General features: G+C 62.6%; 21 protein-coding genes. 15 read left to right on the top strand and 6 right to left on the bottom strand.

Going from position 1 to position 22,924, the window contains the following annotated elements:
* Window positions 1-11: 11 nt before the first annotated feature.
* The 3 genes from ACNPAA_RS13955 to ACNPAA_RS13945 form a co-directional block, all read right to left on the bottom strand.
* Window positions 12-512 (bottom strand): YfbU family protein, encoded by a 501-nt coding sequence (locus ACNPAA_RS13955; RefSeq protein WP_039040945.1) that lies wholly within the window; start codon window positions 510-512, stop codon window positions 12-14.
* 196 nt (window positions 513-708) lie between these two features.
* Window positions 709-1,173 carry a thioredoxin-dependent thiol peroxidase gene (bcp, locus tag ACNPAA_RS13950; protein WP_010673165.1) on the bottom strand — a complete coding sequence of 155 codons (465 nt, stop codon included), beginning with the start codon at window positions 1,171-1,173 and terminating at the stop codon, window positions 709-711.
* A gap of 23 nt (window positions 1,174-1,196) precedes the next feature.
* Window positions 1,197-1,730 (bottom strand): glycine cleavage system protein R, encoded by a 534-nt coding sequence (locus ACNPAA_RS13945; protein WP_201872398.1) that lies wholly within the window; start codon window positions 1,728-1,730, stop codon window positions 1,197-1,199.
* 188 nt (window positions 1,731-1,918) lie between these two features.
* Here ACNPAA_RS13945 and dapA point away from each other — a divergent pair, with 188 nt between their 5' ends.
* The 3 genes from dapA to ACNPAA_RS13930 all read left to right on the top strand — a co-directional run bounded on the left by dapA (window position 1,919) and on the right by ACNPAA_RS13930 (window position 5,190).
* Complete coding sequence (gene dapA, locus ACNPAA_RS13940) at window positions 1,919-2,806, top strand: 4-hydroxy-tetrahydrodipicolinate synthase (RefSeq protein ID WP_201872397.1); 888 nt, start codon at window positions 1,919-1,921, stop codon at window positions 2,804-2,806.
* Entirely contained in the window at window positions 2,799-3,917 is a 1,119-nt protein-coding gene (gene bamC, locus ACNPAA_RS13935; RefSeq protein ID WP_029313833.1) for an outer membrane protein assembly factor BamC, read from the top strand. The genes dapA and bamC overlap by 8 nt, the downstream gene beginning before the upstream one ends.
* A gap of 169 nt (window positions 3,918-4,086) precedes the next feature.
* Window positions 4,087-5,190, top strand: coding sequence for a phosphoribosylaminoimidazolesuccinocarboxamide synthase (locus ACNPAA_RS13930; protein ID WP_039040947.1), 1,104 nt, complete (start codon window positions 4,087-4,089; stop codon window positions 5,188-5,190).
* A 123-nt stretch (window positions 5,191-5,313) separates the two neighbouring features.
* Here ACNPAA_RS13930 and ACNPAA_RS13925 read toward each other — a convergent pair whose 3' ends face one another.
* Window positions 5,314-5,916, bottom strand: a complete 603-nt coding sequence (locus ACNPAA_RS13925; RefSeq protein WP_102948889.1) for a short chain dehydrogenase — start codon at window positions 5,914-5,916, stop codon at window positions 5,314-5,316.
* Window positions 5,917-6,013: 97 nt separating this feature from the next.
* On the opposite strand from ACNPAA_RS13925, the gene ACNPAA_RS13920 reads away from it, so the two are divergent.
* From ACNPAA_RS13920 to ACNPAA_RS13905, 4 genes are all read left to right on the top strand, one after another.
* Window positions 6,014-6,916: a LysR family transcriptional regulator gene (locus tag ACNPAA_RS13920; RefSeq protein ID WP_042016837.1), complete on the top strand. Its 903-nt coding sequence runs from the start codon at window positions 6,014-6,016 to the stop codon at window positions 6,914-6,916.
* Window positions 6,917-6,990: 74 nt separating this feature from the next.
* The gene (locus tag ACNPAA_RS13915; protein ID WP_408757409.1) at window positions 6,991-7,614 is read left to right on the top strand and encodes a DUF2057 domain-containing protein; all 624 of its coding nucleotides are present in this window, start codon (window positions 6,991-6,993) and stop codon (window positions 7,612-7,614) included.
* Between the two features lie 73 nt (window positions 7,615-7,687).
* Window positions 7,688-8,134, top strand: a complete 447-nt coding sequence (locus ACNPAA_RS13910; RefSeq protein WP_039040966.1) for an HIT domain-containing protein — start codon at window positions 7,688-7,690, stop codon at window positions 8,132-8,134.
* 118 nt (window positions 8,135-8,252) lie between these two features.
* On the top strand, window positions 8,253-8,945 hold the full coding sequence (locus ACNPAA_RS13905; protein WP_029313837.1) for a DUF3334 family protein: 693 nt from the start codon (window positions 8,253-8,255) through the stop codon (window positions 8,943-8,945).
* Window positions 8,946-9,006: 61 nt separating this feature from the next.
* Here ACNPAA_RS13905 and ACNPAA_RS13900 read toward each other — a convergent pair whose 3' ends face one another.
* Window positions 9,007-10,005 carry a DUF2860 family protein gene (locus ACNPAA_RS13900; RefSeq protein ID WP_201872395.1) on the bottom strand — a complete coding sequence of 333 codons (999 nt, stop codon included), beginning with the start codon at window positions 10,003-10,005 and terminating at the stop codon, window positions 9,007-9,009.
* A 202-nt stretch (window positions 10,006-10,207) separates the two neighbouring features.
* On the opposite strand from ACNPAA_RS13900, the gene arcB reads away from it, so the two are divergent.
* From arcB to ACNPAA_RS13860, 8 genes are all read left to right on the top strand, one after another.
* Window positions 10,208-12,520, top strand: coding sequence for an aerobic respiration two-component sensor histidine kinase ArcB (gene arcB / locus ACNPAA_RS13895; protein ID WP_201872393.1), 2,313 nt, complete (start codon window positions 10,208-10,210; stop codon window positions 12,518-12,520).
* A gap of 29 nt (window positions 12,521-12,549) precedes the next feature.
* The gene (gene dgt, locus ACNPAA_RS13890; RefSeq protein WP_043152541.1) at window positions 12,550-13,926 is read left to right on the top strand and encodes a dGTPase; all 1,377 of its coding nucleotides are present in this window, start codon (window positions 12,550-12,552) and stop codon (window positions 13,924-13,926) included.
* 293 nt (window positions 13,927-14,219) lie between these two features.
* On the top strand, window positions 14,220-14,423 hold the full coding sequence (locus ACNPAA_RS13885; RefSeq protein ID WP_041211124.1) for a hypothetical protein: 204 nt from the start codon (window positions 14,220-14,222) through the stop codon (window positions 14,421-14,423).
* 144 nt (window positions 14,424-14,567) lie between these two features.
* The gene (locus ACNPAA_RS13880) at window positions 14,568-14,996 is read left to right on the top strand and encodes a transporter substrate-binding domain-containing protein (RefSeq protein WP_234924966.1); all 429 of its coding nucleotides are present in this window, start codon (window positions 14,568-14,570) and stop codon (window positions 14,994-14,996) included.
* Between the two features lie 27 nt (window positions 14,997-15,023).
* Window positions 15,024-18,137 (top strand): ATP-binding protein, encoded by a 3,114-nt coding sequence (locus tag ACNPAA_RS13875; protein ID WP_417891831.1) that lies wholly within the window; start codon window positions 15,024-15,026, stop codon window positions 18,135-18,137.
* Window positions 18,127-18,843 (top strand): response regulator, encoded by a 717-nt coding sequence (locus tag ACNPAA_RS13870; protein WP_223954416.1) that lies wholly within the window; start codon window positions 18,127-18,129, stop codon window positions 18,841-18,843. Before ACNPAA_RS13875 ends, ACNPAA_RS13870 begins: the two co-directional genes overlap by 11 nt.
* A complete protein-coding gene (locus tag ACNPAA_RS13865) occupies window positions 18,836-20,047 on the top strand; it encodes an EAL domain-containing protein (RefSeq protein WP_201872391.1) in 1,212 nt (403 codons plus the stop codon). Before ACNPAA_RS13870 ends, ACNPAA_RS13865 begins: the two co-directional genes overlap by 8 nt.
* 37 nt (window positions 20,048-20,084) lie before the next feature.
* Window positions 20,085-22,061 carry a methyl-accepting chemotaxis protein gene (locus tag ACNPAA_RS13860; protein ID WP_417891830.1) on the top strand — a complete coding sequence of 659 codons (1,977 nt, stop codon included), beginning with the start codon at window positions 20,085-20,087 and terminating at the stop codon, window positions 22,059-22,061.
* A 167-nt stretch (window positions 22,062-22,228) separates the two neighbouring features.
* On the opposite strand, the gene rfaH is transcribed toward ACNPAA_RS13860, so the two are convergent.
* Window positions 22,229-22,729 (bottom strand): transcription/translation regulatory transformer protein RfaH, encoded by a 501-nt coding sequence (gene rfaH, locus ACNPAA_RS13855; protein ID WP_010673182.1) that lies wholly within the window; start codon window positions 22,727-22,729, stop codon window positions 22,229-22,231.
* Window positions 22,730-22,924: the final 195 nt, after the last annotated feature.

Raw genomic sequence — 22,924 nt, 5'->3', positions numbered from 1 at the left:
CTTTTTCACATTCAGGCGGCCAGCACCTTGCTGATCTCCTGGATGGAGAGCTTGTACTGACGGGGGCACTGACGCCAGACCGCCAGCATGCGCTGGTACTTGTCCCGCATGGCGATGTCGCTGGAGAGCTCGTCGCAGGGGCAGGGCAGTTCGGGGAAGCGCTTGTCCACTTCCAGCAGGAAGCAGACGTAATCCGCCAGTTCCCGCTCCTGGCTGCGGCTGTAGCCGTTGAAGGCAAGGCGGCTCTCGTTGACATCGGCCCGAGCGCTGGCATCCAGGTTGCCCCAGGAGATGGCCAGTGCATGGTGCAGCTCCAGAGTGTCCAGCACCTCCTGGCAGGTGGCGAGATCCAGATGGCCGAAGCTCTTCTCCAGCTCGAGGATCTGCAGGCAGTAGCCGCGTTCGACGATGGTGCTGGCACGCTGGTAAAACGCCGCCTTTTCCGGATTGAGTTTGGCCAGGATCTCGTACTGGTTGCTCAGGATCAGGCGTTCGGTGTGGCTCATGTTCATGGGCTGTCTCGCTGGAAAATGAATCTGGGGTCACGTTAACCCATATCCAGGATGAATTTTTTGATCTGAGAGGGGAGGTTGGCGAGAAAAGGGGGGGAAGAGGCGCCCTGGTGAGCCGCCAGAGAGTGGGGGCTGATGCCGTGGTGAAACGAGCAGGGCCCGCCATGGCGAGCCCTGCAACAATGCCGCTGGTGGCTTAGCCCTTGACGAGGTCGAGCACCACCTGATGGTGATCGCTGGTCTTGAACTTGTCGAAGCGATGGGCAACCTTGCCCTCTTCATCGATGAGGAAGCTCAGGCGATGAATGCCGTCATACTCCTTGCCCATGAACTTCTTCGGGCCCCAGACGCCAAAGGCATCGGCCACCGCGTGATCCTCATCGGCCAGCAGGCGGAAGTTGAGGTTGTCGCGCTCCTCGAACTTTTTCAGGCGCTTAGCGCTGTCCGGGCTGATGCCGAGCACCACCACATTGAGGGCAGCCAGCTCGCTATTGACGTCGCGCAGACCGCAGGCCTGGGTGGTGCAACCCGGGGTCATCGCCTTGGGGTAGAAATAGATCAGCACCTTCTTGCCGCGCAGGTCGGCGAGGCGAACCTGATTGCCGTCCTGATCGGAGAGGGAGAAATCGGGGGCCTGGGTACCAGCTTCTAGTGGTGACATGGGGTCTCCTCGGATAAACGCCGTCAGGCGTACTTGTGATTGACGATGAATTCGAACGACTCGGCGCCCAGTCCACGACAGAAATCGGCGAAGGCTGTCTTCGAGCCGGGCTCTTCTCCCTGCTTGGAGAGATTCAACTGAAAGTTCGCCTTGAGCAGGTTGAAGGGCTGCTGTTCCAGGGTGATGGTCTGCATTGCCTGGATGTCCCAGCCGTGATCGCTGAAGAACTGGGTGCACTGACTTACGATGCCCGGCTGATCCCGGATCAGCACCTCTGCGCTGGCGCTGATGTCATATTGCAGGGAGTGGTGGCGCTCGGTGCGTTTCATCATGGTGATGAGATCCCACTCCTGGCTGCGCAGTGGGAGGCTGATTTCCAGTTGCATCATGCTGTTCCAGTCACCGGACAGCAGCATGATGAAGGTGAATTCGTTGCCGAAGATGCCAAGACGGCTGTCGACAATGTTGCAACCGCAGCCACTGACGTGACGGGTCACCTCATTGACGATGCCAGGCCTGTCCGTGCCGATGGCCGTTACGACCAGGTAGTGAGTCATAAATCGTCTCTCGTCCATTATTGAGAATGCGTTGACCGCGGGTGCCGGCACCCTGCCGGGAGGCCTCTTGTGCGCTCGTGCATTCATACGTTTTGTGCCGGATGGTAACACGGCTTGTCCCGTGCCTCCCTTGTTTTTCAAAAGGGGCAGCTTTACCATTACGCCCCTGAAAATCGGGAGAATTATCCATGTTACGCGGTAGTATTGTTGCGCTCGTTACCCCCATGCTGCCCTCGGGCGACATCGATTGGGTCAGTCTGGCAGCGCTGGTGGAATATCATGTGGATGCCGGGACCAGCGCCATCGTCGCCGTGGGAACCACGGGAGAGTCGGTCACCCTGAGCGAGCAGGAACATATCGCCGTGGTTGAGAAGACGGTGGAATACGCCGCCGGACGCATTCCCGTCATCGCGGGCTGCGGCTCCAACAATACTGCTCACGCCATCGCCCTCTCCCGGCGTTTCGCCACCATGGGCGTGGTGGCGGGTCTCTCGGTGACCCCCTATTACAACAAACCCACTCAGGAAGGCCTCTATCGTCACTATTGTGCGATCGCCGAGGCTAGTGGTCTGCCTCAAATTCTCTATAATGTGCCCGGTCGCACCTGCTGTGACCTCAAACCCGAGACGGTGGCCCGTCTGGCCAAGGTGCCCGGCATCATAGGTTTGAAAGAAGCGACTGGCGATCTTGGCCGTACCCCGCTGCTGCGCGAACTGTGCGGGCCGGATTTTGCGCTTTATAGTGGCGATGACGCCAGCGGATGTGATTTTATGCTGCAAGGGGGCGATGGTGTCATTTCGGTCACCACCAATATTGCGGCGCCCCAGATGGCCGACATGTGTCGTGCTGCCCTGGTCGGTGATGCCGGGCAGGCTCATGACATCAACAATCGATTGATGCCGTTGCATCAGACTCTGTTCTGTGAACCGAGTCCCATTCCGGTGAAATGGGCCTGTGCCCGGCTGGGATTGATGGCGACGGCGACCTTGCGTCTGCCCCTGACCGATCTCACCCCCGAGGGGGAAGCGGCGATGGCGCGAGCACTGACGACTGCGGAGTTGATGGCGAGTGTTTAAAGCAAATGGAAAGGGAAATGCAGTGCGCCTGGTACTGAGTGTCGCGACGGTGGCCGTGCTGGCTGCCTGCAGCTCACCCCAGGAACGCAAAATGGCCAACCGTGGCTTCGAGTATGAAGAGAGCCGCCTCGAAGGCCGCGCCTTCCTTGTGCCCGCCGGGTTGAGTACCCCCGCCTTTAACAGCAATTTCGACATTCCGGCCCTGCCCGAGAGCAGCCGTGAGGGCGCCCTCGGGGCCAAGGTGGACGTGCGTCCGCCCGCCCAGTTGCTCACCGTGGTGCCCGGCAGCCAGGTGGTGGCCAATGCCAGCGAGCCGACCGTCGCCTTCTATGCCCTCAGCACTTCCCAGAGCGTGGAGCGCGATACCTGGGCCTTCCTGATGAACTTCCTGGCCGAACACAAGGTCACCACCGAGAAGCTGGACCAGCAGGACGGCGTCTTGCAGACCGGCTGGTTTGACAACTCGGCGGTGCTCGATGGCTGGGCGGAAGATGACGATGACTTCAAGATCCGTCAGCGTTACCAGTTCACCCTGCGCAACGATGTGCAGCGCCACGCCATCAAGATGTCGGTACGGGTGCTGGATCACGAAGAGACCATCGACGGCGAGACCAGCACTGTGCTGACGCCGGCGGACGCCCAGCGTTATGCTACCCGCGCCCTGAACCAGTTTTCCCTCTATTACGACAAGCAGCTCAAGGCCCGTGAACAGCACAAGTCCAGCGATGGCATGGGGCTGGAGCTGGGTCTGGACAACAACGAGCTGAGCGCCTGGATTGCCGAAGGGTCGTTTGACCAGGTATGGCGCCGCCTCAATCAGGTGCTGCCTGCCTATGGTTTCACCATCAAGGATACCCAGCAGTCCCTGGGCTGGATCGACGTGGAGTACGACGAGCCGGACAGCGAGTTCTGGAAGGCCAAGGGAGCGGAGCCCTTCAAGCTCGAGGAAGACAAGTATCGCTTCCAGCTCGGCGAGATGACGGGCGGCAAGACCTCCATCACCCTGTTCGACAAGGACAAGAAGCCTGTCGCATCCGGTGTCATCTCCCAGATGTACATCAGCCTGTCCGAGGCCTTTGCCAAGGGCTTGGCCGATCAGGGGGCGAAGTAAGCATGGAAACAGGGGCCTCGCGCCCCTGTTTTGTTATGTCCGGGTTGCCGCAGGGCCAGCGTGCCGAGCCGGTTGCCCCGGGCCTGAGTACCTGATGATGTGAATCCCCCACAGACAGGGGTCTGGTGCCCCTGCCTAACTAGTCCCACAACAGGAAGTGTTATTAGCCATGAGTCTTGCAGATCAAGTATTGGCGGTGAACGACGATTTGCCGATCCGTACCGATAAACCTGTCCATTCCGGCAAAGTGCGCAGCGTCTACTGGTTGACCCCGGCAGACAGTGCCCGGCTCATTCGGGAGAAAGGCTATGATGTGCCGGCCGATACGCCCCTGGCCCTCATGGTGATCAGTGATCGCATCTCGGCTTTCGACTGCATCTGGCAAGGGGTGGACGGTCTGAACGGCGTGCCGGGCAAGGGCGCGGCGCTCAATGCCATCTCCAGCCACTGGTTCAAGCTGTTCAAGGAGCAGGGGCTGGCGGACAGCCACATCCTGGACATCCCGCACCCCTTCGTCTGGATCGTGCAAAAAGCCCGTCCCGTGATGATCGAGGCCATTGCCCGCCAGTACATCACCGGCTCCATGTGGCGTGCCTACAAGGATGGTGAGCGGGAATTCTGCGGCATCACCCTGCCGGAAGGGCTCAAGAAGGATCAGAAGCTGCCCGAGATCCTCATTACCCCGTCCACCAAGGGGATCCTCAAAGGGCTGGATGGCGTGCCGGAAGCGGACGACGTCAACGTCTCCCGCGGCGACATCGAGCGCCACCATCAGGCCTTCGGCTTCCGCTCCCCGGCGGACATCGACCGCTACGAGGCGCTGCTCAAAGAGGGCTTCAACGTCATCAGCGAGGCGCTGGCTGCCCTGGATCAGGTCTTCGTCGACACCAAGTTCGAGTTCGGTTACGTGACCGATGCCGCCGGTCGCGAGAAGCTCATCTACATGGATGAAGTGGGCACCCCCGACAGCTCCCGCATCTGGGACGGCGCAGCCCTTCGCGGCGGCGAGATCATCGAGAAGTCCAAAGAGGGCTTCCGCCAGTGGCTGCTGAACCACTTCCCGGATCCGGACATCCTGCTCAACAAGAACCGCATGCCCGAGCGCTTCGCCCTGGCCCGTGACAACAAGCTGCCCACCGAGGTGATGATGGATATCTCCCGTACCTATGTGGGGATCGCCGAGAAGATCATCGGTCAGCCGCTGGTACGCAGTGCCAATCCGAAGCAGGAGATCATCGAGGTACTGCGGGAGCAGTACGGCCTGATCGACTGAGGCCGACCGCTTTTTTTGCCGCAGGCGCACAAACGTTTGCCGGTGGCAGGGGAGGCACTTGCAACGCAGATGACAAAACGGGCCCCATGACGGGGCCCGTTTTCATTGGGTTGTCCGGAGCGCTCAGCCATTGACCCGGAAGATCTGACCGGTCTGTACCCCCAGTACCGATTTCTTGTAGGCCTGGGCCACCCGGGCGGCGGGTACCGGCACGAAGCCCGGGAAGAAGTCGGCATACTTTCCCATGGACTCTTCCAGCACGGTGGGGCTGACCACGTTGATGCGAATGCCCCTTGGCAGCTCGCAGGCGGCCCCTTTCACGAAGTGCTCGATGGCACCGTTGATGGTGGTGGCGCTCACCCCCCAGTGGATGGGCTCCTCGCTCAGAATGCCGCTGATGAGGGTGATGGAGCCACGGTCGCTCAGGTGGGCAATAGCGGCCCGGGTCAGGTTGATCTGGCCCATCAGCTTGCTCTGAAGCCCCACCTGCCACTGCTCGTCCGTCATCTCGGTCAGGGCATTGAAGGCGACGCTGCCGCTGGCGACCACCAGGGCATCGAAGGATCCGACCTGCTCGAAGAGCGCCCGGATGGAGTCGGGGTCGCGCATGTCCACTCTGGCATCCCCCTGGCTGTGACCTACCCGGATCACCTGGTGATCCTGGGCAAGCAGTTCGCTGACGGCGGCGCCAATGGTGCCGGAGGCACCCACAATCACAATCTTCATATCTATCGCTCCTGGTTGAGATGAGTTGATGATAGCGGGATAAAAAGGGAGAAAAAGCGCTTATGATGAACCCATTGTTTCCATATTGGTGCTAATGATGGATATCACCCACCTGGCCAGTTTCTATGAAGTGGTGCAACGAGGCAGTTTCTCCGCCGCTGCCGATGCCCTGGGGGTGAGCAAGGGGATGCTGAGTCGCCATGTCAGCGCCCTGGAGTCCGCCCTCAATGCCCAACTGCTCCAGCGCACGACCCGCAGACTCAGCCTGACCGAGGCGGGGCGGGTGCTTCACCAGCAGGCCGGCGAGATCTTCGCCCTGGCCCGGGAGGCGGAGGAGGGGATCCGCGCCCTGACCGAGGAGGACAGCGGCCGCCTGCGCTTCACCTGCCCGGTCAGTACGGGGGACCGCATGGTGAGCGAGCTGCTCGCCCGTTTTGCCGAGCTCTGCCCCGGCGTCCAGGTCGAGCTCAACTTCACCAATGCCATGATCGACATGAGCCAGGGGGAGAATGACATCGCCCTGCGGGCCATGGAGCTGATCCCCGACAACCTGGTGGCCCTGCCGCTCGGCAGGCTCAAGGATGTGGTGGTGGCAAGCCCCGCCCTGCTGGCGCGGGAGGGGATCCCCGCCACTCCCTATGAGCTGGGGGGGCGCTCCTGCCTGCTGCAGGGCCACAACCCGGACTGGGAGCAGTGGCACTTTCGCCAGGGGGAGGAGGAGGCGCACATCCTGGTGCAGGGGCGAGTGCGGGCCAACCACTACAGCACCCTGCTGCAACTGGCCCGGGCGGGCATGGGCTTTGCCAAGTGTCCACTGATGCTGGTGGAGGCCAGCCTGGCCCGAGGGGAGCTGGTGGCCGTGCTGACGGAGTGGCAGACCGGACTGCACCCGATCCATGTGCTGCACGCCCAGCAGCGCCGGGTGCCGCGCAAGATCCGGCTGTTCAAGCAGGTGCTGGCCCAGTGGTTTGCCGAGCGGCCCCATTATCTGCTGGGGTGAGCCTGCATCCCGTTATTTTTCTGTCATCTGGGGCTGCTACCCTGCGCCCTTCATCGCGAAAGGAGAGTCAGGGAATGAATCGTCATCAGGGTTGGGCAGGGGTTGCGCTGCTGTGCTGCGGCGGTGTGCAGGCCGAGGTCAGGGTCGAGGTGCCCCGGGATTTCCAGATCCTGGCGGTGAGCGCAGGCAAGGTGCAGGACGAGCAGCACGCCGTGCTGGCCGACGGGGAGCAGCAACTGCTGGTGCGTTACGAGGGGGTGATCCCGAGTCGCAACAGCAGCGACAACGATCGCCAGGTTCGCTCCGAGCCCCAGGTGCTTCGCTATAAGGCCCGCGGGCAGTCGGTGCGCCTGCAGGCTCCCGTGCCTGCGGACGAGGCCGGGATGGAACGCTACGCCAGGGCCCCAGTCCTGAGCCTGGTGGCGGGGGGGCAGCCCCTCGAGGTGCGCCAGGATACGCTGATGGTGCAGGGGATGCAGATCGGCATGGACTGGCATGCCAGGCTGATGGAGTACAACCGTGGCGAGGGGCCTGCCGTGCTCGCCGGTGCGGCGGATGTGACTGCGGCCGCCGTGGCGACGCCCCGGGCCTCCTCCGTGCCGGCCAGCGCCCTGGAAGGGCAGTTGCAACAGCTTTTCCTGCAGGCGGACCCCGCGCTTCGCAAGCGCTTCATCGGTTGGGCCGTGCCGCGCCTTTAAGTTTGCTCCCCGTTGCAGTAACGTGGGCACATCTTTGATTCCCGATGTGCCCATGTTGATCAGCGAGGCCCCCATGTTTGAATTGCACCCCCGCCTTCAGGCGGATACCCGGATACTCGGGGATCTGCCCCTGTGCCGCGTCCTGCTGGCCAAAGACAGCCAGTATCCCTGGCTGATTCTGGTGCCCCGGGTCGCCAACCTGCGGGAGATCCATCATCTGGCCCCCGAGCAGCAACAGCAGTTGATGCAGGAGTCCTGCGCCGTCGCCACCCTGATGGAGCGGGCACTCGGCCCGGACAAGATCAACGTGGCGGCCCTCGGCAATCTGGTGCCTCAGCTGCACTTGCACCATGTGGCCCGCTTCAGCTCGGATGCGGCCTGGCCCGGTCCCATCTGGGGTGCCTGTCCCGCCATTCCCTATGAGGAGCAGGCCTTGCAAGGGGCGGCTGCCAGTTGGCAAACCCGTCTGGCTACCCTGGATGGATTTCAGCCATTTCTGACTGATAATCCAGTCAAGTGAGAGGTGGCTCGCGCTTTGGGCACCGGGATCACGCAATCTGTTAGCGTATCGCGTCGGTGCATGGTGACATGGGCGACACGAGTGACAGCCCCATTATTTCGATCAGCAGGAAGGTTCCATGATAGTGACAAGATCCGAGGATGATGCCGTATTGACCACAGAGGACGTACTGCTGAGCCTGTGCAATTCGGTGACGAGCGTATTGAGTGCGGCGACCCAGACCCAGGTGCGCTTCTCCGGCATGGTGCAGCGGATCAGCAAGACCTGCCTCAAGCCTGACATCGGCTGTTTCGTGCTGTTTGACGGCGGCTTCTCCGGGCTGGTGGTGATCAACTTCTCCGCCGCCGCGGCCATGGAGCTCTACCAGAGCTACATGCTGAGCATGGGGCTCTCCAAGGAGGATCTCGCCATCTCCCACACCTCGGACGAGGTGAGCAACGTCATGGGCGAGCTGATGAACCAGATCGTCGGCAGCTTCACCACCAAGGTGGGGCGTGAGCTGCAGACCCACATCACCCAGAACCAGCCCAAGATGCTGGCGCTCAACAAGCAGGTGATGCTGAGCGTCGACACCAACCTCGACAATCCCGAGACCCGCCGGGTGACCTTCTTCACCGCCAGCAACAACATCTTCTATCTGGAGCTGGCCATGGACAAGACGGAGTTTATCCGGATCCATGATGGCGGCGTGCAGGAGGAGGTGGATCCCGACGAGCTGATCGCCCAGGCCAAGCAGTCAGCCAAACCGGCACCGGCGGCCGCGCCGGCGAGCAACGAGCACGACGATCTGCTGGATTCCCTCGGCATCTGATGGTCGAGGGTTGTGCAAATGAAGAGGCCACCCCGGGGGTGGCCTTCTTGCTTGGGGCGGGTCAGAAGTTGTAAAGCAGCCCGGTACTGAAGCGAAGCGCCTCGGCATCGTAGAAGTCGATGTCGGAGTCGGCGCTGGAGTAGGCCGCGGTGAAGGTGGCGGCAAGGGGTTTGATGCCGAACAGGTTGTGCCAGAAGAAGGTGCCATTGAGGGCGAACTCGCTGGCATCGGCGCGCTGGCCGAACAGGGGATTCGCCTCGTCATACTTGCGCTTGCCGGCGTAGAGGTTGCTCACGATGGACCACTGGGAGGCGCGCTTGGCATAGGTCAGCTGCAGACCGGTGTTCTTGAAGCTCTCCGCACTCCCGTCCAGGCGGGCCTCCTTGTAGAGGAAGGCGGGCTCCAGCAGCTGGTCGCCGCCGAAGTGGTACTGGTAGGAGACAGCCAGGTCGTGGACCTTGCCGTTGCGGCTCAGCATGGAGGCGTAGTGGGTGCCGTGGGTCAGGTCATATTGCTGGCCGCTGCGCTCCTCGTCGAGCTCCACTTCCCGGCTGGTCAGGGTGGCGTAGACGTTGCTGCCCCAGATCCTGTCCCAGGCAAAGCGCACCCCTTTTGAGGTGAGATCGGTGGCGCTGCGATCCACGCCGGTGGCGAAGGGATCGCTCCACACTTCTACCGGCATGAGGTTGAACACCAGGGAGGTGGCGACGATACCCTTGTCACCCATCTCCTGGCGCAGACCGAGTTGCTGGGTCAAGTCGAAGCGCACCGCGTCCTGGATGAGGTTGCCGAGGAAGACCTGGGTGCGGGTATCGGCGAAGGTGTAGCGGATATCGGCATTGAGCAGCGGGCTCAGACCGCTTTCGCGGCCGGGGGAGCCCAGATCATCGATACGGCTGTTGCTGTCGTCACCGGCATAGAAGTTGGACTTGTGGCTGCCGGCATTGACCCCGCCCAGCAGAAAACCGGACCAGCCGGTCTGGCGGGGGATCTCCCCCAGATCGGCGTGGGCGGTGGTGGCGACCAGCAGGCCAAGGCTCAACAGAACATGATTTCGCATCGGGTATGCTCCTGACATAACGAATGAGAAGGGTGACAGTGCGCCCCGGTATTCCGGTGGAACCGGTGCTGACTGAGGCATGGCAGGCATACTACCCCAGCCGGAGTGTGACGTTAATCAATAATTGAATACGCGACGGACAAGAGTTCATGGCGCCGTACTGGTATCCTGTTTGCGCAAGAAAAGGGGAGAAAACAACGAGATGAAGCAGATCAAATCCTGGGCGCAATATTACGTCGACCTGATGACCAAGCTGGGACTGGTGCGCTTCAGCATGTTCCTGGCCACCGCCATCATAGTGCTGGCCGTGTCGATCCAGATGGGGGTGACCCTGTTTTTGCGCGGCACCGTGGACATCGTCGACCTGGTGCGCTCTGTCTTCTTCGGCCTGCTGGTGACCCCCTGGGCCGTCTATTTTCTCTCCATCGTGGTGGATCAGCTGGAGGACTCCCGCCAGCGGCTGACCCGGATGGTGCGCAAGTTGCAAGACATGCGCGAGCGGGATCTCGAGCTCAACAGCCAGTTGCAGGAGAACATCAGCCGGCTCAACGCCCAGATCGCCGAGACCAACCGGGCCGAGACCCTGCGCCAGCAAGCCATCGAGGATCTCGAAAACGAAGTGTTCCAGCGGGAGAAGGCCCAGTTGCATCTGGGGGAGCGTACCGCCCTCTTGCGCTCCTTCATCGACTGCTCCCCCGATCTGGTCTATTACCGCAACGAGGACGAGCAGTTCTCCGGTTGCAACCGCGCCATGGAGGAGCTCACCGGCAAGGTGGAGGCGGAACTCATCGGCCTGACCCCGTTCGATGTCTACAAGCACGACATCGCCAGCAAGGTGGTGGAGACCGACAAGCAGGTCTTCGCCCAGAACGAGCCGCTCACCTATGAGCAGTGGCTGGAGTATCCCGATGGCCGCAAGGCCTACTTCGAGCTGCGCAAGGTGCCCTTCTTCGACCGCTTCGGCAAGCGGCTCGGCCTGCTCGGCTTTGGTCGCGACATCACCGAGCGCAAGCAGTACCAGGACAAGCTGGAGAAGGCGAGTCGGGACAAGACCACCTTCATCTCCACCATCAGCCACGAGCTGCGCACCCCGCTCAATGGCATCGTCGGCTTAAGCCGGATGCTGATGGATACGCCCCTCGATGCCAGACAGCAGCAGCAGCTCAAGACCATCCACCTGAGCGCGGTGACGCTCGGCAACATCTTCAACGACATCATCGATCTGGACAAGCTCGACCGTCGTCGGCTGGAGATTGCGCCGGCTCCGCTGGATTTGCCCGCCTTCCTCGACGAGCTGGAGACGCTGTCGCGCATCCAGGCGGAGCAGAAGGGGCTCTACCTGTACTTCGACCGGGACGGCGACATGCCCCAGTTCGTGATGGCGGACGGCACCCGGCTGCGCCAGGTGCTGTGGAACCTGGTGGGCAATGCGGTCAAGTTCACCGATGAAGGGGGCGTCACCATACGCTGTCTCGCCCACGCCGCTGATGAACCGGGCAAGCTGGCGCTGCACTTCGAGGTGGAAGACACCGGGGTGGGCATTCCCCGCGCCCAGCAGGAGAAGATCTTCGCCATGTACTATCAGGTGCAGGGCAAGAAGCACGCCACCGGCACCGGCATCGGGCTGGCGGTCTCCCGTCAGCTGGTGCAGGCGATGGGCGGCCAGCTCTACGTGGACAGCGACCCGGGCGAAGGCGCCTGCTTCACCGCCGAGCTGGAGGTGGACTGCGTCGAGCCCAGGGCCGCGGCCCCGGAGCCCGAGATGCCCTGCCTCGATATCCTGCTGGTGGAGGATGTGGAGCTCAACGTGACAGTGGCCTGCGCTCTGCTGAACAAGCTCGGCCATCAGGTCAAGGTGGCGCGGGATGGTGCAGAGGCGCTGGCCATGGCCAACCCGGATGATTTCGACTTGATCCTGCTCGACATCCAGTTGCCGGATATGACGGGGTTCGATGTGGCGGAGCAACTGCTCGCGCGCTACGGCGACAGCTTGCCCCCCATGGTGGCGCTCACCGCCAACGCCACCGGCGATCGCCAGTACTACCGGGATCACGGCATGCAGGATGTGATCAACAAGCCGCTGGGCTCCAAGGCGGTGCGGGAGGTGATAGGCCACCTGTTTGCGGATCTTGCCGGGGACGAGGCGGACGAGCAGGACGATGTCCACCATCAGGATGCCCTGCTGGATCTGCCCTTCCTCACCGATTACGCCAGCACGGTCGGCAAGCCGGTGCTGCTCTCCAGCGTCGAGCTGTTCGAGAAGATGATGCCGGATTACATGGCGGTGCTCGACTCCAACATGATTGCCAGGGATCAGGCCGGTGTGGTGGAGGAGGCCCACAAGATCAAGGGGGCGGCGGGCTCCATCGGCCTGCGCCGGTTGCAGCAGACGGCCCAGCTCATCCAGAGCCCGGAACACCCCGCCTGGTGGGAGAACGTGGAGGACTGGATTGAAACCCTGCGCCGGGAATACCCGGGTGACATCGCCCGCCTGCGGCGCTGGCTGCTCTCGTAGACACGACGCCTCAGGCAAGGAGCCACGACATGTATGACCGTTTGATCCCCCCCGAGCGCATTCACCCCTGGGGAGACGAAGACCTGCTGGAGGCGACGGAGCAGGACCGCACCCGCATCGTGCAGGCGGCGCCGGTGCGCCGCCTGCAGCAGAAGACCCAGGTCTTCCCGCTCGATGTGAAAGCCTCGGTGCGCAGCCGCCTCACCCATTCGTTGGAGGTGCAGGAGACTGGTCGCCAGATCAGTCGCCGCATCCTGGCGGCGTTGCCAGCCGGAGTGGTGTGCGAGGGGGCCTTCATCAATCTGGTGGAGATGTCCTGCCTGTTGCACGATGTCGGCAACCCGCCGTTTGGCCATTTCGGCGAGCAGGTGATGAGTCAGTGGCTTGCCCAGGAGCTGGACGGCCTCTTCGCCCGTGCCCACGACCAGTTGCCGAGCCCCCAGTGGGCAACCCTTCGCCAGGATCTGCTGGTGTTTGACGGCAATGCCCAGAGCCTGCGACTGGTGCACAGCCTCCATGAGCTGAACCTCACCCTGGGGCAACTGGCGGCGCTGTGCAAATACCCGCAGCAGCCCCTGCCGGGCCTGCACCATCCACAGGGCTATGGTCAGCACCACGGCTGGACCAGCAAGCGCGGCATCTTCTTCAGCGAACAACCCCTCTATCGTGCCCTCGGCCAGAGCCTGGGGCTGGCCGAGGGGTGCCGTCATCCGCTGGTCTACATCATGGAGGCGGCGGACGACATCTCTTACTGCATCGCCGATCTCGAGGATGCGGTGGACAGGCGCATCCTCACCCAGAGCGAGCTGCTGGCAGCCCTGCGCGAGGCGGACGAGGGCGGTTACATGGCCGATCTGCTCGATGAGGCGCTTGCCTCCGGTCGGGGGTTCTTCCCCCATTTTCGCCAGCATCTGACCCGGGATCTGGTGGCGCTGGCCGCCCATACCTATGTGGCCGAGCACGATCAGATCCTGAGCGGGGCCTATCCCCAGGCGCTGCTGCACGGTCAGGCTCCGGCAGCCCGGGTACTCGATACCCTCAAGCGGGTGGCTCGCGAGCTGGTGTTCATGCGCCCGGAGGTGGAGGCGCTGGAGCTGGAAGGCTATGCCGCCCTGCGCGGGGTGCTCTCCACCTACGCCTGCCTGCTGGCCCTGCCCGCCAGCCAGTTCGAGCGGCTGCTCGCAGGCAACGGCGGGAGCGAGCTCTTCTTTGCCCGGCGGCTGTTCCACCGCCTCTCTGCCCGCCACCTCAAGGCGTACCGGCTGGCGGTGGCGAGCCGGGATCCCCGTTTCGAAAAGGAGAGCGAGCAGGAGTGGTACTACCGGGTGCGGCTGCTGCTCGATTATGTGAGCGGCATGACGGATACCTATGCGCTGGAGGAGTTCCGGCTGTTGTCAGGGATTTGACTGAACCTCTTTTTGGCCGCATTCCACCCATATGGGTGGGAGAGATATTGCGTAAAATTCGGTGTTTTTTTACACTGCGGCAACTTGTTCAACTTTCACACGGTAAGGAGACGACCATGCAACATTCCATGTTCAACGTTGCGTTCGATCGCTGCTCTGGCAGCGCGAAGACTCGTGCTCTTTATTTGCCGCGTGGAGGGGACAGGTAACACCTGCTTTTTTCATCACCCGCGGTTGTCCCGCAGGGTGATCACCTCTCTCCGGGGGAACCGCACGTTCAACTGGAGAATATTATGTCTATCGAACTCGCCCTGCTGCGCCACGTAGAGACCCTGGTTCAAAAAAGGATCACCCGGCTGGAGCGTCGCGTCAGCTACCTGCATCTTTCACCTGCCCTGCTCAAAGACATCGGGCTGGAAGGCAAGGAAGTGCAGATCGCCCACATCCGTGAGCGGGAGTTTCAAACCGGTTTCCGGCTCGGGAACCGAATAACCTGATGGGAGGGGGCCCGGCCCCCGACCTGGTGGATGGCAGGCCTGGGCCTGCCATTTTTCTTTCCTGATGAGCATTGTCTCAATTTAGTTGTCGCACATTGCGCCAAACACTCTATGATCCCCCTCCGTTTCGTATGGGAGTTGATAATGTTCCGCCGCTGCTGTCGTCTCATCCTGCTATGTGGTCTGGCTTTCTGGAGCCTGATGGTTGCGGCTGCGCCGGTGCAACTGGACCAGAGCAACTTCACCCTGGACGAACTGCACTGGCTTGCCACCCATGATGAACTGGTCGTCGGCATGCCTTCGGCGGCCTGGCCACCCTATGTCTATACCGATGGGCGCGGCAATTTCACCGGCCCCCTGGATGAGTTCGCCTCCCAGATTGCAGCCAGGCTGGGAGTGAGCCTTCGCTACCGTGCGTATGCCAACAATGCGGCGGTCCAGCAGGCCTTGCTGGATGGCAAGGTCGACATGTTGATCGGGGTGGCTCCGAGCCCGACCCGCACCCTGCAGATGCAATTTACCTCCGAGCTGATGGCAATGCCCCGGGCCGTGCTGTTGACGGGGGGGCGGTAGAGCCTCTCTCTGGAAGAGGCCTATGGGGTGCGCTGGGTCTGCGTCTTCGGTGTCAGCGCTTGCGATGAGCTGCTGCGCCTGGGGATCTCGAACCTGATCACGGCCGACAGCCGGGACGAGGCGATCTTCATGCTCAAGGAGGGCAAGGCGGATGCCTATCTGGCCGAGCTGCCCATGCTGAACAGGCTGCAAGCCATGGCGGGCATGGCGCTGGCCAGGATCGACTGGATGAGGGATACCTCCCTCGCCATGGCCGTGGCACCCAGGAATGATGTCTTGCAGGGATTGCTGGAGCGGGCCCTCGAGGATATCTCTCCCCTCGAGCGTCGCGCCATTCTGGAGGCGGGGGACATCCTCGACTATGCCCTGGTGAAAAGGAGCAGGGAGATCGTCTTCAATCCGCAGGAGCAGGCGTGGTTGCAAGCACATCCGGTCATCCGCTACGGGGTTGCTCCGGATTGGCCCGGGATGAGCGAGGTGGACGACAGGGGGCGGCTCAAGGGGCTCATTGCCGATCTGCTGACACTGATGAGCCAGCGTGCCGGGCTCCAGTTCACCCTGGTGCCGACCCGGAGCTGGGCCCAGAGCATGGCGCTCTTCCAGGATCGCAAGCTGGATCTCATCCCGGCCATGACTCCCACCGCGGAGCGTCAGCAGTTTGCCCGCTTTACCCCCAACTACGCGTCGATCAACCGGGTGGTCGTGGCGAGGCAGGGGATGGCCGAGCTCACCGCCGCCAGGGCACTGAAAGGGCACAGGGTGGGCATGGTAGGGGGCTCGGTGGAGCAGGTCTTGCTGAACGAGGTGGGGGCCATCGCCGTGCCGGTGGCCAGCGATGCCGAATTGCTGCCCCTGCTGGACCAGCAGAAGGTCGACTATGTGCTGATGAGCACCACCACCCTGGAGCAGTCGCTGCAAAAGGGATTCAGCGACCGCTACCAGGTGGTCTTCTCCGGCAGCGACCTGCGGGTACCCATCGCCATGGCGACCCAGTTGCAGGACCCCATGCTGCAGCAGATCCTCACCAAGGTGCTGATCGCCATTCCCCCCGACGAGCTCTCCGCCCTGGAGAAAGAGTGGCTCTCCCTGACCATACAGACGGGACTGGATCCGAAGACGGTGCTGCTCTGGTCCTCCCTTGGTGGCGGCATTTTCCTGCTCTGCCTCTTGCTGTTCATGGGCTGGAACCGGACGTTGCGCCGCCAGATCAGCCAGCGGCGGGAGGCCGAGCGGCGGCTCGAGGAGCAGTTGATGTTTGTCCAGATGATGCTGGATGCCCTGCCCAACCAGGTGGTGCTGACCAACGAGCGCTATGAAGTGGCAATGACGAACCGGGCGTATCGGCAGATGTTTCTCGGCGGGGAGAACCTGACGGGCTCCTATGAGCGGTTGCTCCAGGATCGATTGCCCGAGTCGATCCGCACCAGGGTGATGGAGGAGGATGCCAGCGTCTGGGAGAGCGGAGAGGAGCTTCATGGCCGGGGCGAGATCCGGTTTGATGACGATCGCCTGCACCAGATGATCTACACCAAGCGGCTCTTTGCGGGGCCCGATGACAAGCGGCTCGGGATCCTGACCGTGCTGACCGACGTGACCGAGCTGGAGCAGGCGCGGTTTGCGGCCCAGGAGGCGCAGACCCGGCTGACCCAGATCACTGACAGCATGCCGGGTCTGGTCTATCAGTATCACTGGCTTGGGCCGGGCAAGGGGCACTTCCTCTACACCTCGCAAGGGGTCAGGGAGATGGTGGGGGTCGAAGAGGAGCATGCCGGCATGGCGGTCACCGGTGCCTCCATCCTGGGGCTGACAGGCAAGGCGCACCAGGACTTCGTGGCCACGGTGGATCGTCATGCCCTGAGCATGCAGCCGCTGGATCTCGAGGTGGAGATCCGGCGCCAGGGGGAGGCGGGCTATTTGCAGATCCGTGGTCATTTCGTTCACCAGGAGGGGCTTGAAGGGGTCATATTGAACGGCGTGGTGCAGGACATCACCAAGCTCAAGCGCCAGGAGCTGGAGCTGCGCCAGGCCAGGCGGGTGGCGGAGGAGGCGACCCAGGCGCGCAGCCGCTTCCTCGCCACCATGAGTCATGAGCTTCGCACTCCCATCTCCGGCATGCACGGCATGCTGGAGCTGCTGCAAATGAGCCCGCTGGATGACGATCAGCGCTACATGTTGCGCAATATCTCGACCTCCACCAACCACCTGCTCTATCTGGTGAACGACATCCTGGACTTCTCCAAGATGGAAGCCGGGCAGTTGCAACTGCATCCCCATCACTGCCGCCTGACCTCGGTGATTTGCGATGTCATCCGGGGACATGCGGCCCTGGCCTATGGCAAGGGACTCATTGTGACGCTGCGGTGGGGGAAGACGGTGCCGGATCTGGCCTGTATCGACGGGATCAGGGTGGGGCAGGTGATCTCCAATCTGTTGAACAACGCGGTGAAGTTCACCGAGGCAGGGGCGATCGCCATCCAGGTGGATTATGAAGACGACCGGCTGGCCTTCCGGATCCGGGATACCGGGATAGGCATCGCCCTGGAGCAGCAGCGCACCCTCTTCATCCCGTTCAAGCAGGTGGAGTCCGACACCAACCGCCGGTTTGGCGGCACCGGGCTCGGGCTTGCCATCTGTCATCAACTCACCCAGAAAATGGGGGGGAGCCTGACCCTGGAGAGTACCCCCGGAATGGGCACCTGCGTGACTTTCACGTTGCCTCTGGCCGAGTGCCAGTGGGAAGCGCCGCCCCTGACCGGCCAGGTATGGTGGTGGTTTGGGGAGGATGAGGGGCTGGAATCGGTGATGGCCAGGCTGGGCGCCAGACTGGTTCGCATGGAGGCACACCATTGGCAGCAGCCCCTCGAGGGGCATCTGCTGGCGCAGGAGAATCACCTGGAGCAGGCCCTTGGCAGTGACTGGCTGGCCTGTTTGCAGCGTTCGAACCTCAAGGGCATAGTACTCTCTCCCCATGAGGCCCTGCGGGGACGCATGGGTGGTGACGCCTGGTGGCGACTGGGACAATCGCCTCTCTATCCCGATCTGTTGCTGGAAACCTGCCAGTCACTGTTCAACCAGCAGGCGAGCCAGTCGATGGGGATGGAGGGGGGAGAAGCTCAAGGGGCGGGTGCTGGTGGCCGATGATCACCCCGTCAACCGGGCATTGCTGACGAGACAGCTCGCTATCCTGGGGCTCGAGTCCGAGGTGGTGGAAGATGGCGAGGAGGCGCTGCGCGCCTGGCAGGGGCAGGACTTCGCCCTGCTGCTGACCGACTGCCACATGCCGGTGATGGATGGCTATGCCCTCACGCGAGCCTTGCGGGATGCCGGGGACAGTGCTCCCATTATCGGGGTGACGGCCGATACCTCTGAGGAGGCGAGCCAGCAGATGCGTGATGCCGGCATGAACGACATGCTGTTCAAGCCCTACAGCCTGGATGCCCTGAGCCAGACCCTGGGACGCTGGTTGCCGACTCAGGAAGAACAGCTCGCCTCGGAGGCGCCCCGGCAAGCCAGGGTTCAACTGCCAGGCATAAGCTGGTTGACCCTGTTCGGGGATGAGGCGGTGGCACGCAGCATGGCCAGCGAATACCTGGAAGCCAACGAGCAGGATGGCGAGGACATGAGGCTGGCGCTGGCCAGCCAGGATACCCAGGCGCTGGTGGAGACGGCACATCGCATCAAGGGGGCCGCGCGCATGGTAGGACAGCAGGCATTGGCAGAGGAGGCAGCCCGGCTGGAGGCGGCGGCCAGATTGAAACAACTGGACAAGCTCGATGACCTGGCCAGGGCGGTACAGGCATTGATGGACTCTATCAGAGGTGAAACGGGGTTATGGCTCGATGAATAGCGCACGGCATGAGTTGGCGATCATGGTGGTGGAGGATCACAACTTCCAGCGCAAGGCCCTGATGCACCAGATCCGCGGACTGGGCTACGGCAACCTGCTGGAGGCGCAGGACGGGGAGGAGGCGCTGGCACAGTGCCAGCACCACAGGGTCGACATCCTGTTCTGCGATCTGCGTATGCCGGGCATGGATGGCATGGCGCTGCTGCGCCGCCTCTCCCTTGGCGGGTTCCGCGGCGGCATCGTGCTGTGCAGCGCCCTGGAGGATGACGTGGTCGATGCCGTGCTGCGCATGAGCCGGGCCTATGGCCTGCAGGTGCTGGGGCGCATCGAGAAACCCGCGTCTCCCCAGCAGATCGCGCAGCTCATCGGTGCCTGGCGGCCCCAGCAGGTGCGCAGCCAGGAAGAGGATGGTTATCACCTGACCCTGGATGAGCTGCGCCGGGCGCTGGATCAGGACCAGTTGCTGCCCTGGTATCAACCCAAGGTGGGATTTCACAACGGGGAGTGGCTCGGCATGGAGGCGCTTGCCCGCTGGCAGCACCCCGAATATGGCCTCATCTCGCCAGCCCGTTTCATCCCGCTGGCGGAGCACAACGGGCTCATCGACCCGCTCACCGAGGTGATCATCGGCAAGGCGCTGCGGGACGGCCACCTGTGGGAGAAGACCGGGCTCTCCCTGAACCTGTCGATGAACCTTTCTACCACCTCCCTCATCGAGGGGGATCTGTGCAACACCCTGCTCAGCCACTGCCAGCGCTGGAGCATCAACCCCGAGCTCATCACCCTCGAAGTGACCGAGAGCGCCTTCGTCAAGGATCTCGGCAAGTCGCTGGAGGTGCTGACCCGCTTGCGGATGCACGGTTTTGGTCTCTCCATCGATGATTTCGGGACCGGCTACTCCTCCATGCAGCAGCTCGCCCTGCTCCCCTTTACCGAGTTGAAACTGGACAGATCCTTCGTGGATCGCTGCTATGAAGATCCCTCTCGCCTAGCCATCATCGAGTCCAGCATCGAGCTGGCTCGCAAGTTGGGCTTGAAATCGGTGGCCGAGGGGGTCGAAGATGAGGCGACCTGGCAATTGCTGGCGAAGCTGGGGTGCGATCAATGCCAGGGCTTCTTCTCCGCCCGTCCCATGCCCCGTGAGGAGCTGCTGGGATGGCATCAGGGTTGGCAGGCTCGTTTGCCCGCGCTCATCAGATGCTAATCCCGGGCAGGATGCCCGACGAATTCCAAGGATGGCCATGAAAATATCAAGCAAGTTGTTGTTGAGCTTCTGTTTTATCAACCTGCTCATCATTCTCTCCTCCGCCCTTGTCTATCATCAGCTCGGCCGGATCGAAGGCTCGCAAGATGCCTTGCTGGCCCAGGCCCTGCCCGCCCTGCAGCGGGACGAGGCGAGCCAGAAAGCCCTGATTGCCACCGTTTCATCCCTGCGGGCCTATCTCATCCTCGGCAAGGATCCGGCACAGGGTGATCGCATCAAGCAGGAGTGGGAAGAGGCCTGGCACGCCATCGAGCGCCAGCGTTTCACCCCCGACCTGACCCGGGCACTCAAGGATTTCAAGGGGGCACAGTCACAGGTGTGGGCCCTGGCTCACACCGAAGAGAACCTGCCCGCCCACACCCTGATGCTGCTGGAGGCCGGCCCTCTGGCGGAGTCGGCCCTCGATCAGTTGCAGTCTTTTGCCAATGAAGAGGTGGCGACGCCCCAGGCGACGTTGCCCGGTGACAGGCGCCTGCTGCTCAAGCAGGTGGGGGATGCCTACAACAGCCTGGGCAATGCGCTCTCCGCCCTGCGGGATTTCCTCATCTCGGGGGAGAAGGAGTACCTGGACAAGTACCGGGACTACTACCAGTTTCACCAGCAGCGGGTGGCCGAGCTGAAACAGCAAGAGGCCAACTTCACCGAGGCACAAAAGGGGCTCTGGACGCTCTTTGAAGAGATGTCAGCCCCCTTTGCAGAGCTGGTCGGTCAGGTGATCGAGAAGCGCCAGGCCCCGGACTGGGACAGGGCCAACCACCTGATGGCCACCGAGATAGAGCCCGCCCTGACCCGGCTGGCGGATCAGCTGGCGACCCAGGTGACCCATACCCGTGCCGAGGTGGACAAGATGGCGGGGGAGATGGCGGCCGCCAGTCAGACCATTCACCGCACCCTGCTGCTCGCCACCACCAGTGTCATCCTGCTGGGCACCCTGGTGGCCCTGCTGTTCAGCCGGCGCCTGACCCGGGACATCGCCAGCCTGGTGAAACGGGCGGGCCTGGTGGCCGATGGCCGCCTCCCCGTCACCCCTTTGCCCGTGCTTCGTCAGGATGAGTTGGGAGGGCTCACGGGCTCCATCAACCGGATGTCGGTACAGTTGCGCGAGCTGGTGGGGGAGATCCAGGGGGCGGTCGGTCAGGTGGAAGGGGCTGGCCGCGAGGTGGGCGAGACCACCAATGCCATCGTGGATGATCTGGCGAGCCAGAACCAGCGGCTCGATGCGGTGGCAGCCGCCATCGAGCAGATGTCGGTCAGTACCCGGGATGTGGCGGGCAACATTGCGGACGCGGCGGGAGCGGCTCGCCAGACCGAGCAACAGGCAAGGGAGGGAGAGCAGGCCCTCGCCCGCATGGGGACCACCATGGCGCAGATTGGTGCCATGATTGCCCAGGCAAACCAGGCGATGACGCAGCTCAGCAGCCAGAGCGAGCAAGTGGGGAGGGTCACCGAAGTGATCGCCACTATCGCCGAGCAGACCAATCTGCTGGCACTCAATGCGGCCATCGAGGCGGCGCGGGCCGGTGAGCAGGGACGGGGATTTGCCGTGGTGGCCGATGAAGTGAGGCAGTTGGCCAGCCGCACCAGCGCATCGACCATGGAGATCAACCAGACCATTGCCAGCATCCAGCAGCAGACCCGGGAGACCGCGGATACCGTGGGCAGCGGCACCCTGCTGGTGGAGCAGGGGCGCGGCGCCGTGGCCTCGGTGACCGAGACTCTGGAGTCGATGGCGACGCTGGTGCAGGATCTCAGCGGCCAGCTTGCCGCCATCGCCACCGCCACCGAGCAGCAGTCAAGGGCGGCGCAGGAGGTGGCGGGCACGGTGGAGGAGATTGCCGGGCTCAGCCATCAGTCCAGCGAGCATGGCCAGCAGGGGGAGCAGATCGCCGCCCGCCTGACCCGGGAGACCGGGAGACTGACATCGGCCATCAGCCGCTTCGAACTGGATGCCTGACGCAAGTGAGAGAAAAACGGGGCAGACCTCTGGGTCTGCCCCGTTTTTTTCGGCCCGAAAACCTGGTGGTGGAAGGATGCACGCCGCAGGTGCGGTCCTGACCGTTCGGAAGCTGGGGGATGGTGTCTTGTGTACTGCCCTGTGGCTCTTTCTGCCGGCAGGACGGGTCACTCCAGGCGGCGGAAGGCCTGGTTTTCGAAGCTGCTGCAGGTCTCCTGGTTGAGCAGGTTGACCAGCAGGATGGCCCGCTTTTCGCCATCCGGTTCCAGATAGATGGCTTCAAACCCGGCGAGGGGGCCGGATTCGATAAGTACCTTGTCTCCCTGGGTCGGCAGGCGGGCATAGCTGGCGCGCGCCTCGTCGCTGTCGTCCCGGCTCATGAGCCGGTAGATCAGCTGGCTGCTGACGGGGGTCCACTCCTTGCCGAAGTGGATGATGCGACTGATGCCCCGGGTCGATTTCAGGGTGACCGGGGTGACCTCTTCCAGATCCACGTAGATGAAGAGATAGTTGGGGAACATGGGCTCGCGCTGGGGCACGCGCTTGCCTCGCCGCAGTTTTTCAATCTCGACCATGGGGTAATAGGATTCAACGCCCTGGGCTGCCAGATGGGCGCGGGCGCGGGCCTCTTCCTTGGGTTTGCAGTAGGCCAGATACCATTTCTTCATTGTTGTTCTGTTTTTCGTGTTGCCGTGCTTGTGGCTATGATAACGGGGGTAAAAAAAAAGGCCACGCTTGACGTTAATGCCAGTCAGTTAAGCCTGACTGGCATTGTTTTTACTAGGTTTTCTCGTCGCATACTTCTGTGGTTTGGCTTTGATGCACCTTGGGTAACTTCGTTCTCGGCGGGCGGGTAACTTGAA

This window comes from Aeromonas sp. PS2Canimalfood6, assembly GCF_048276795.1.
Taxonomy (GTDB): Bacteria; Pseudomonadota; Gammaproteobacteria; order Enterobacterales; family Aeromonadaceae; genus Aeromonas; species Aeromonas caviae.
The sequence above is the reverse complement of the archived record's forward strand: the minus strand, read 5'-3'. Positions and strand labels throughout refer to the sequence as shown.

What these genes read in the sequence shown, in the direction of transcription:
- ACNPAA_RS13905 (WP_029313837.1), top strand. Translation starts at nt 8,253, where the DNA reads ATGATAGTGACAAGATCCGAGGATGATGCCGTATTGACCACAGAGGAC.
- ACNPAA_RS13955 (WP_039040945.1), bottom strand. Translation starts at nt 512, where the DNA reads ATGAACATGAGCCACACCGAACGCCTGATCCTGAGCAACCAGTACGAG.
- ACNPAA_RS13930 (WP_039040947.1), top strand. Translation starts at nt 4,087, where the DNA reads ATGAGTCTTGCAGATCAAGTATTGGCGGTGAACGACGATTTGCCGATC.
- ACNPAA_RS13920 (WP_042016837.1), top strand. Translation starts at nt 6,014, where the DNA reads ATGGATATCACCCACCTGGCCAGTTTCTATGAAGTGGTGCAACGAGGC.
- ACNPAA_RS13915 (WP_408757409.1), top strand. Translation starts at nt 6,991, where the DNA reads ATGAATCGTCATCAGGGTTGGGCAGGGGTTGCGCTGCTGTGCTGCGGC.
- ACNPAA_RS13925 (WP_102948889.1), bottom strand. Translation starts at nt 5,916, where the DNA reads ATGAAGATTGTGATTGTGGGTGCCTCCGGCACCATTGGCGCCGCCGTC.
- rfaH (WP_010673182.1), bottom strand. Translation starts at nt 22,729, where the DNA reads ATGAAGAAATGGTATCTGGCCTACTGCAAACCCAAGGAAGAGGCCCGC.
- ACNPAA_RS13860 (WP_417891830.1), top strand. Translation starts at nt 20,085, where the DNA reads ATGAAAATATCAAGCAAGTTGTTGTTGAGCTTCTGTTTTATCAACCTG.
- ACNPAA_RS13900 (WP_201872395.1), bottom strand. Translation starts at nt 10,005, where the DNA reads ATGCGAAATCATGTTCTGTTGAGCCTTGGCCTGCTGGTCGCCACCACC.
- ACNPAA_RS13885 (WP_041211124.1), top strand. Translation starts at nt 14,220, where the DNA reads ATGTCTATCGAACTCGCCCTGCTGCGCCACGTAGAGACCCTGGTTCAA.
- ACNPAA_RS13865 (WP_201872391.1), top strand. Translation starts at nt 18,836, where the DNA reads ATGAATAGCGCACGGCATGAGTTGGCGATCATGGTGGTGGAGGATCAC.
- ACNPAA_RS13910 (WP_039040966.1), top strand. Translation starts at nt 7,688, where the DNA reads ATGTTTGAATTGCACCCCCGCCTTCAGGCGGATACCCGGATACTCGGG.
- arcB (WP_201872393.1), top strand. Translation starts at nt 10,208, where the DNA reads ATGAAGCAGATCAAATCCTGGGCGCAATATTACGTCGACCTGATGACC.
- ACNPAA_RS13880 (WP_234924966.1), top strand. Translation starts at nt 14,568, where the DNA reads ATGTTCCGCCGCTGCTGTCGTCTCATCCTGCTATGTGGTCTGGCTTTC.
- ACNPAA_RS13945 (WP_201872398.1), bottom strand. Translation starts at nt 1,730, where the DNA reads ATGACTCACTACCTGGTCGTAACGGCCATCGGCACGGACAGGCCTGGC.
- dapA (WP_201872397.1), top strand. Translation starts at nt 1,919, where the DNA reads ATGTTACGCGGTAGTATTGTTGCGCTCGTTACCCCCATGCTGCCCTCG.
- dgt (WP_043152541.1), top strand. Translation starts at nt 12,550, where the DNA reads ATGTATGACCGTTTGATCCCCCCCGAGCGCATTCACCCCTGGGGAGAC.
- bcp (WP_010673165.1), bottom strand. Translation starts at nt 1,173, where the DNA reads ATGTCACCACTAGAAGCTGGTACCCAGGCCCCCGATTTCTCCCTCTCC.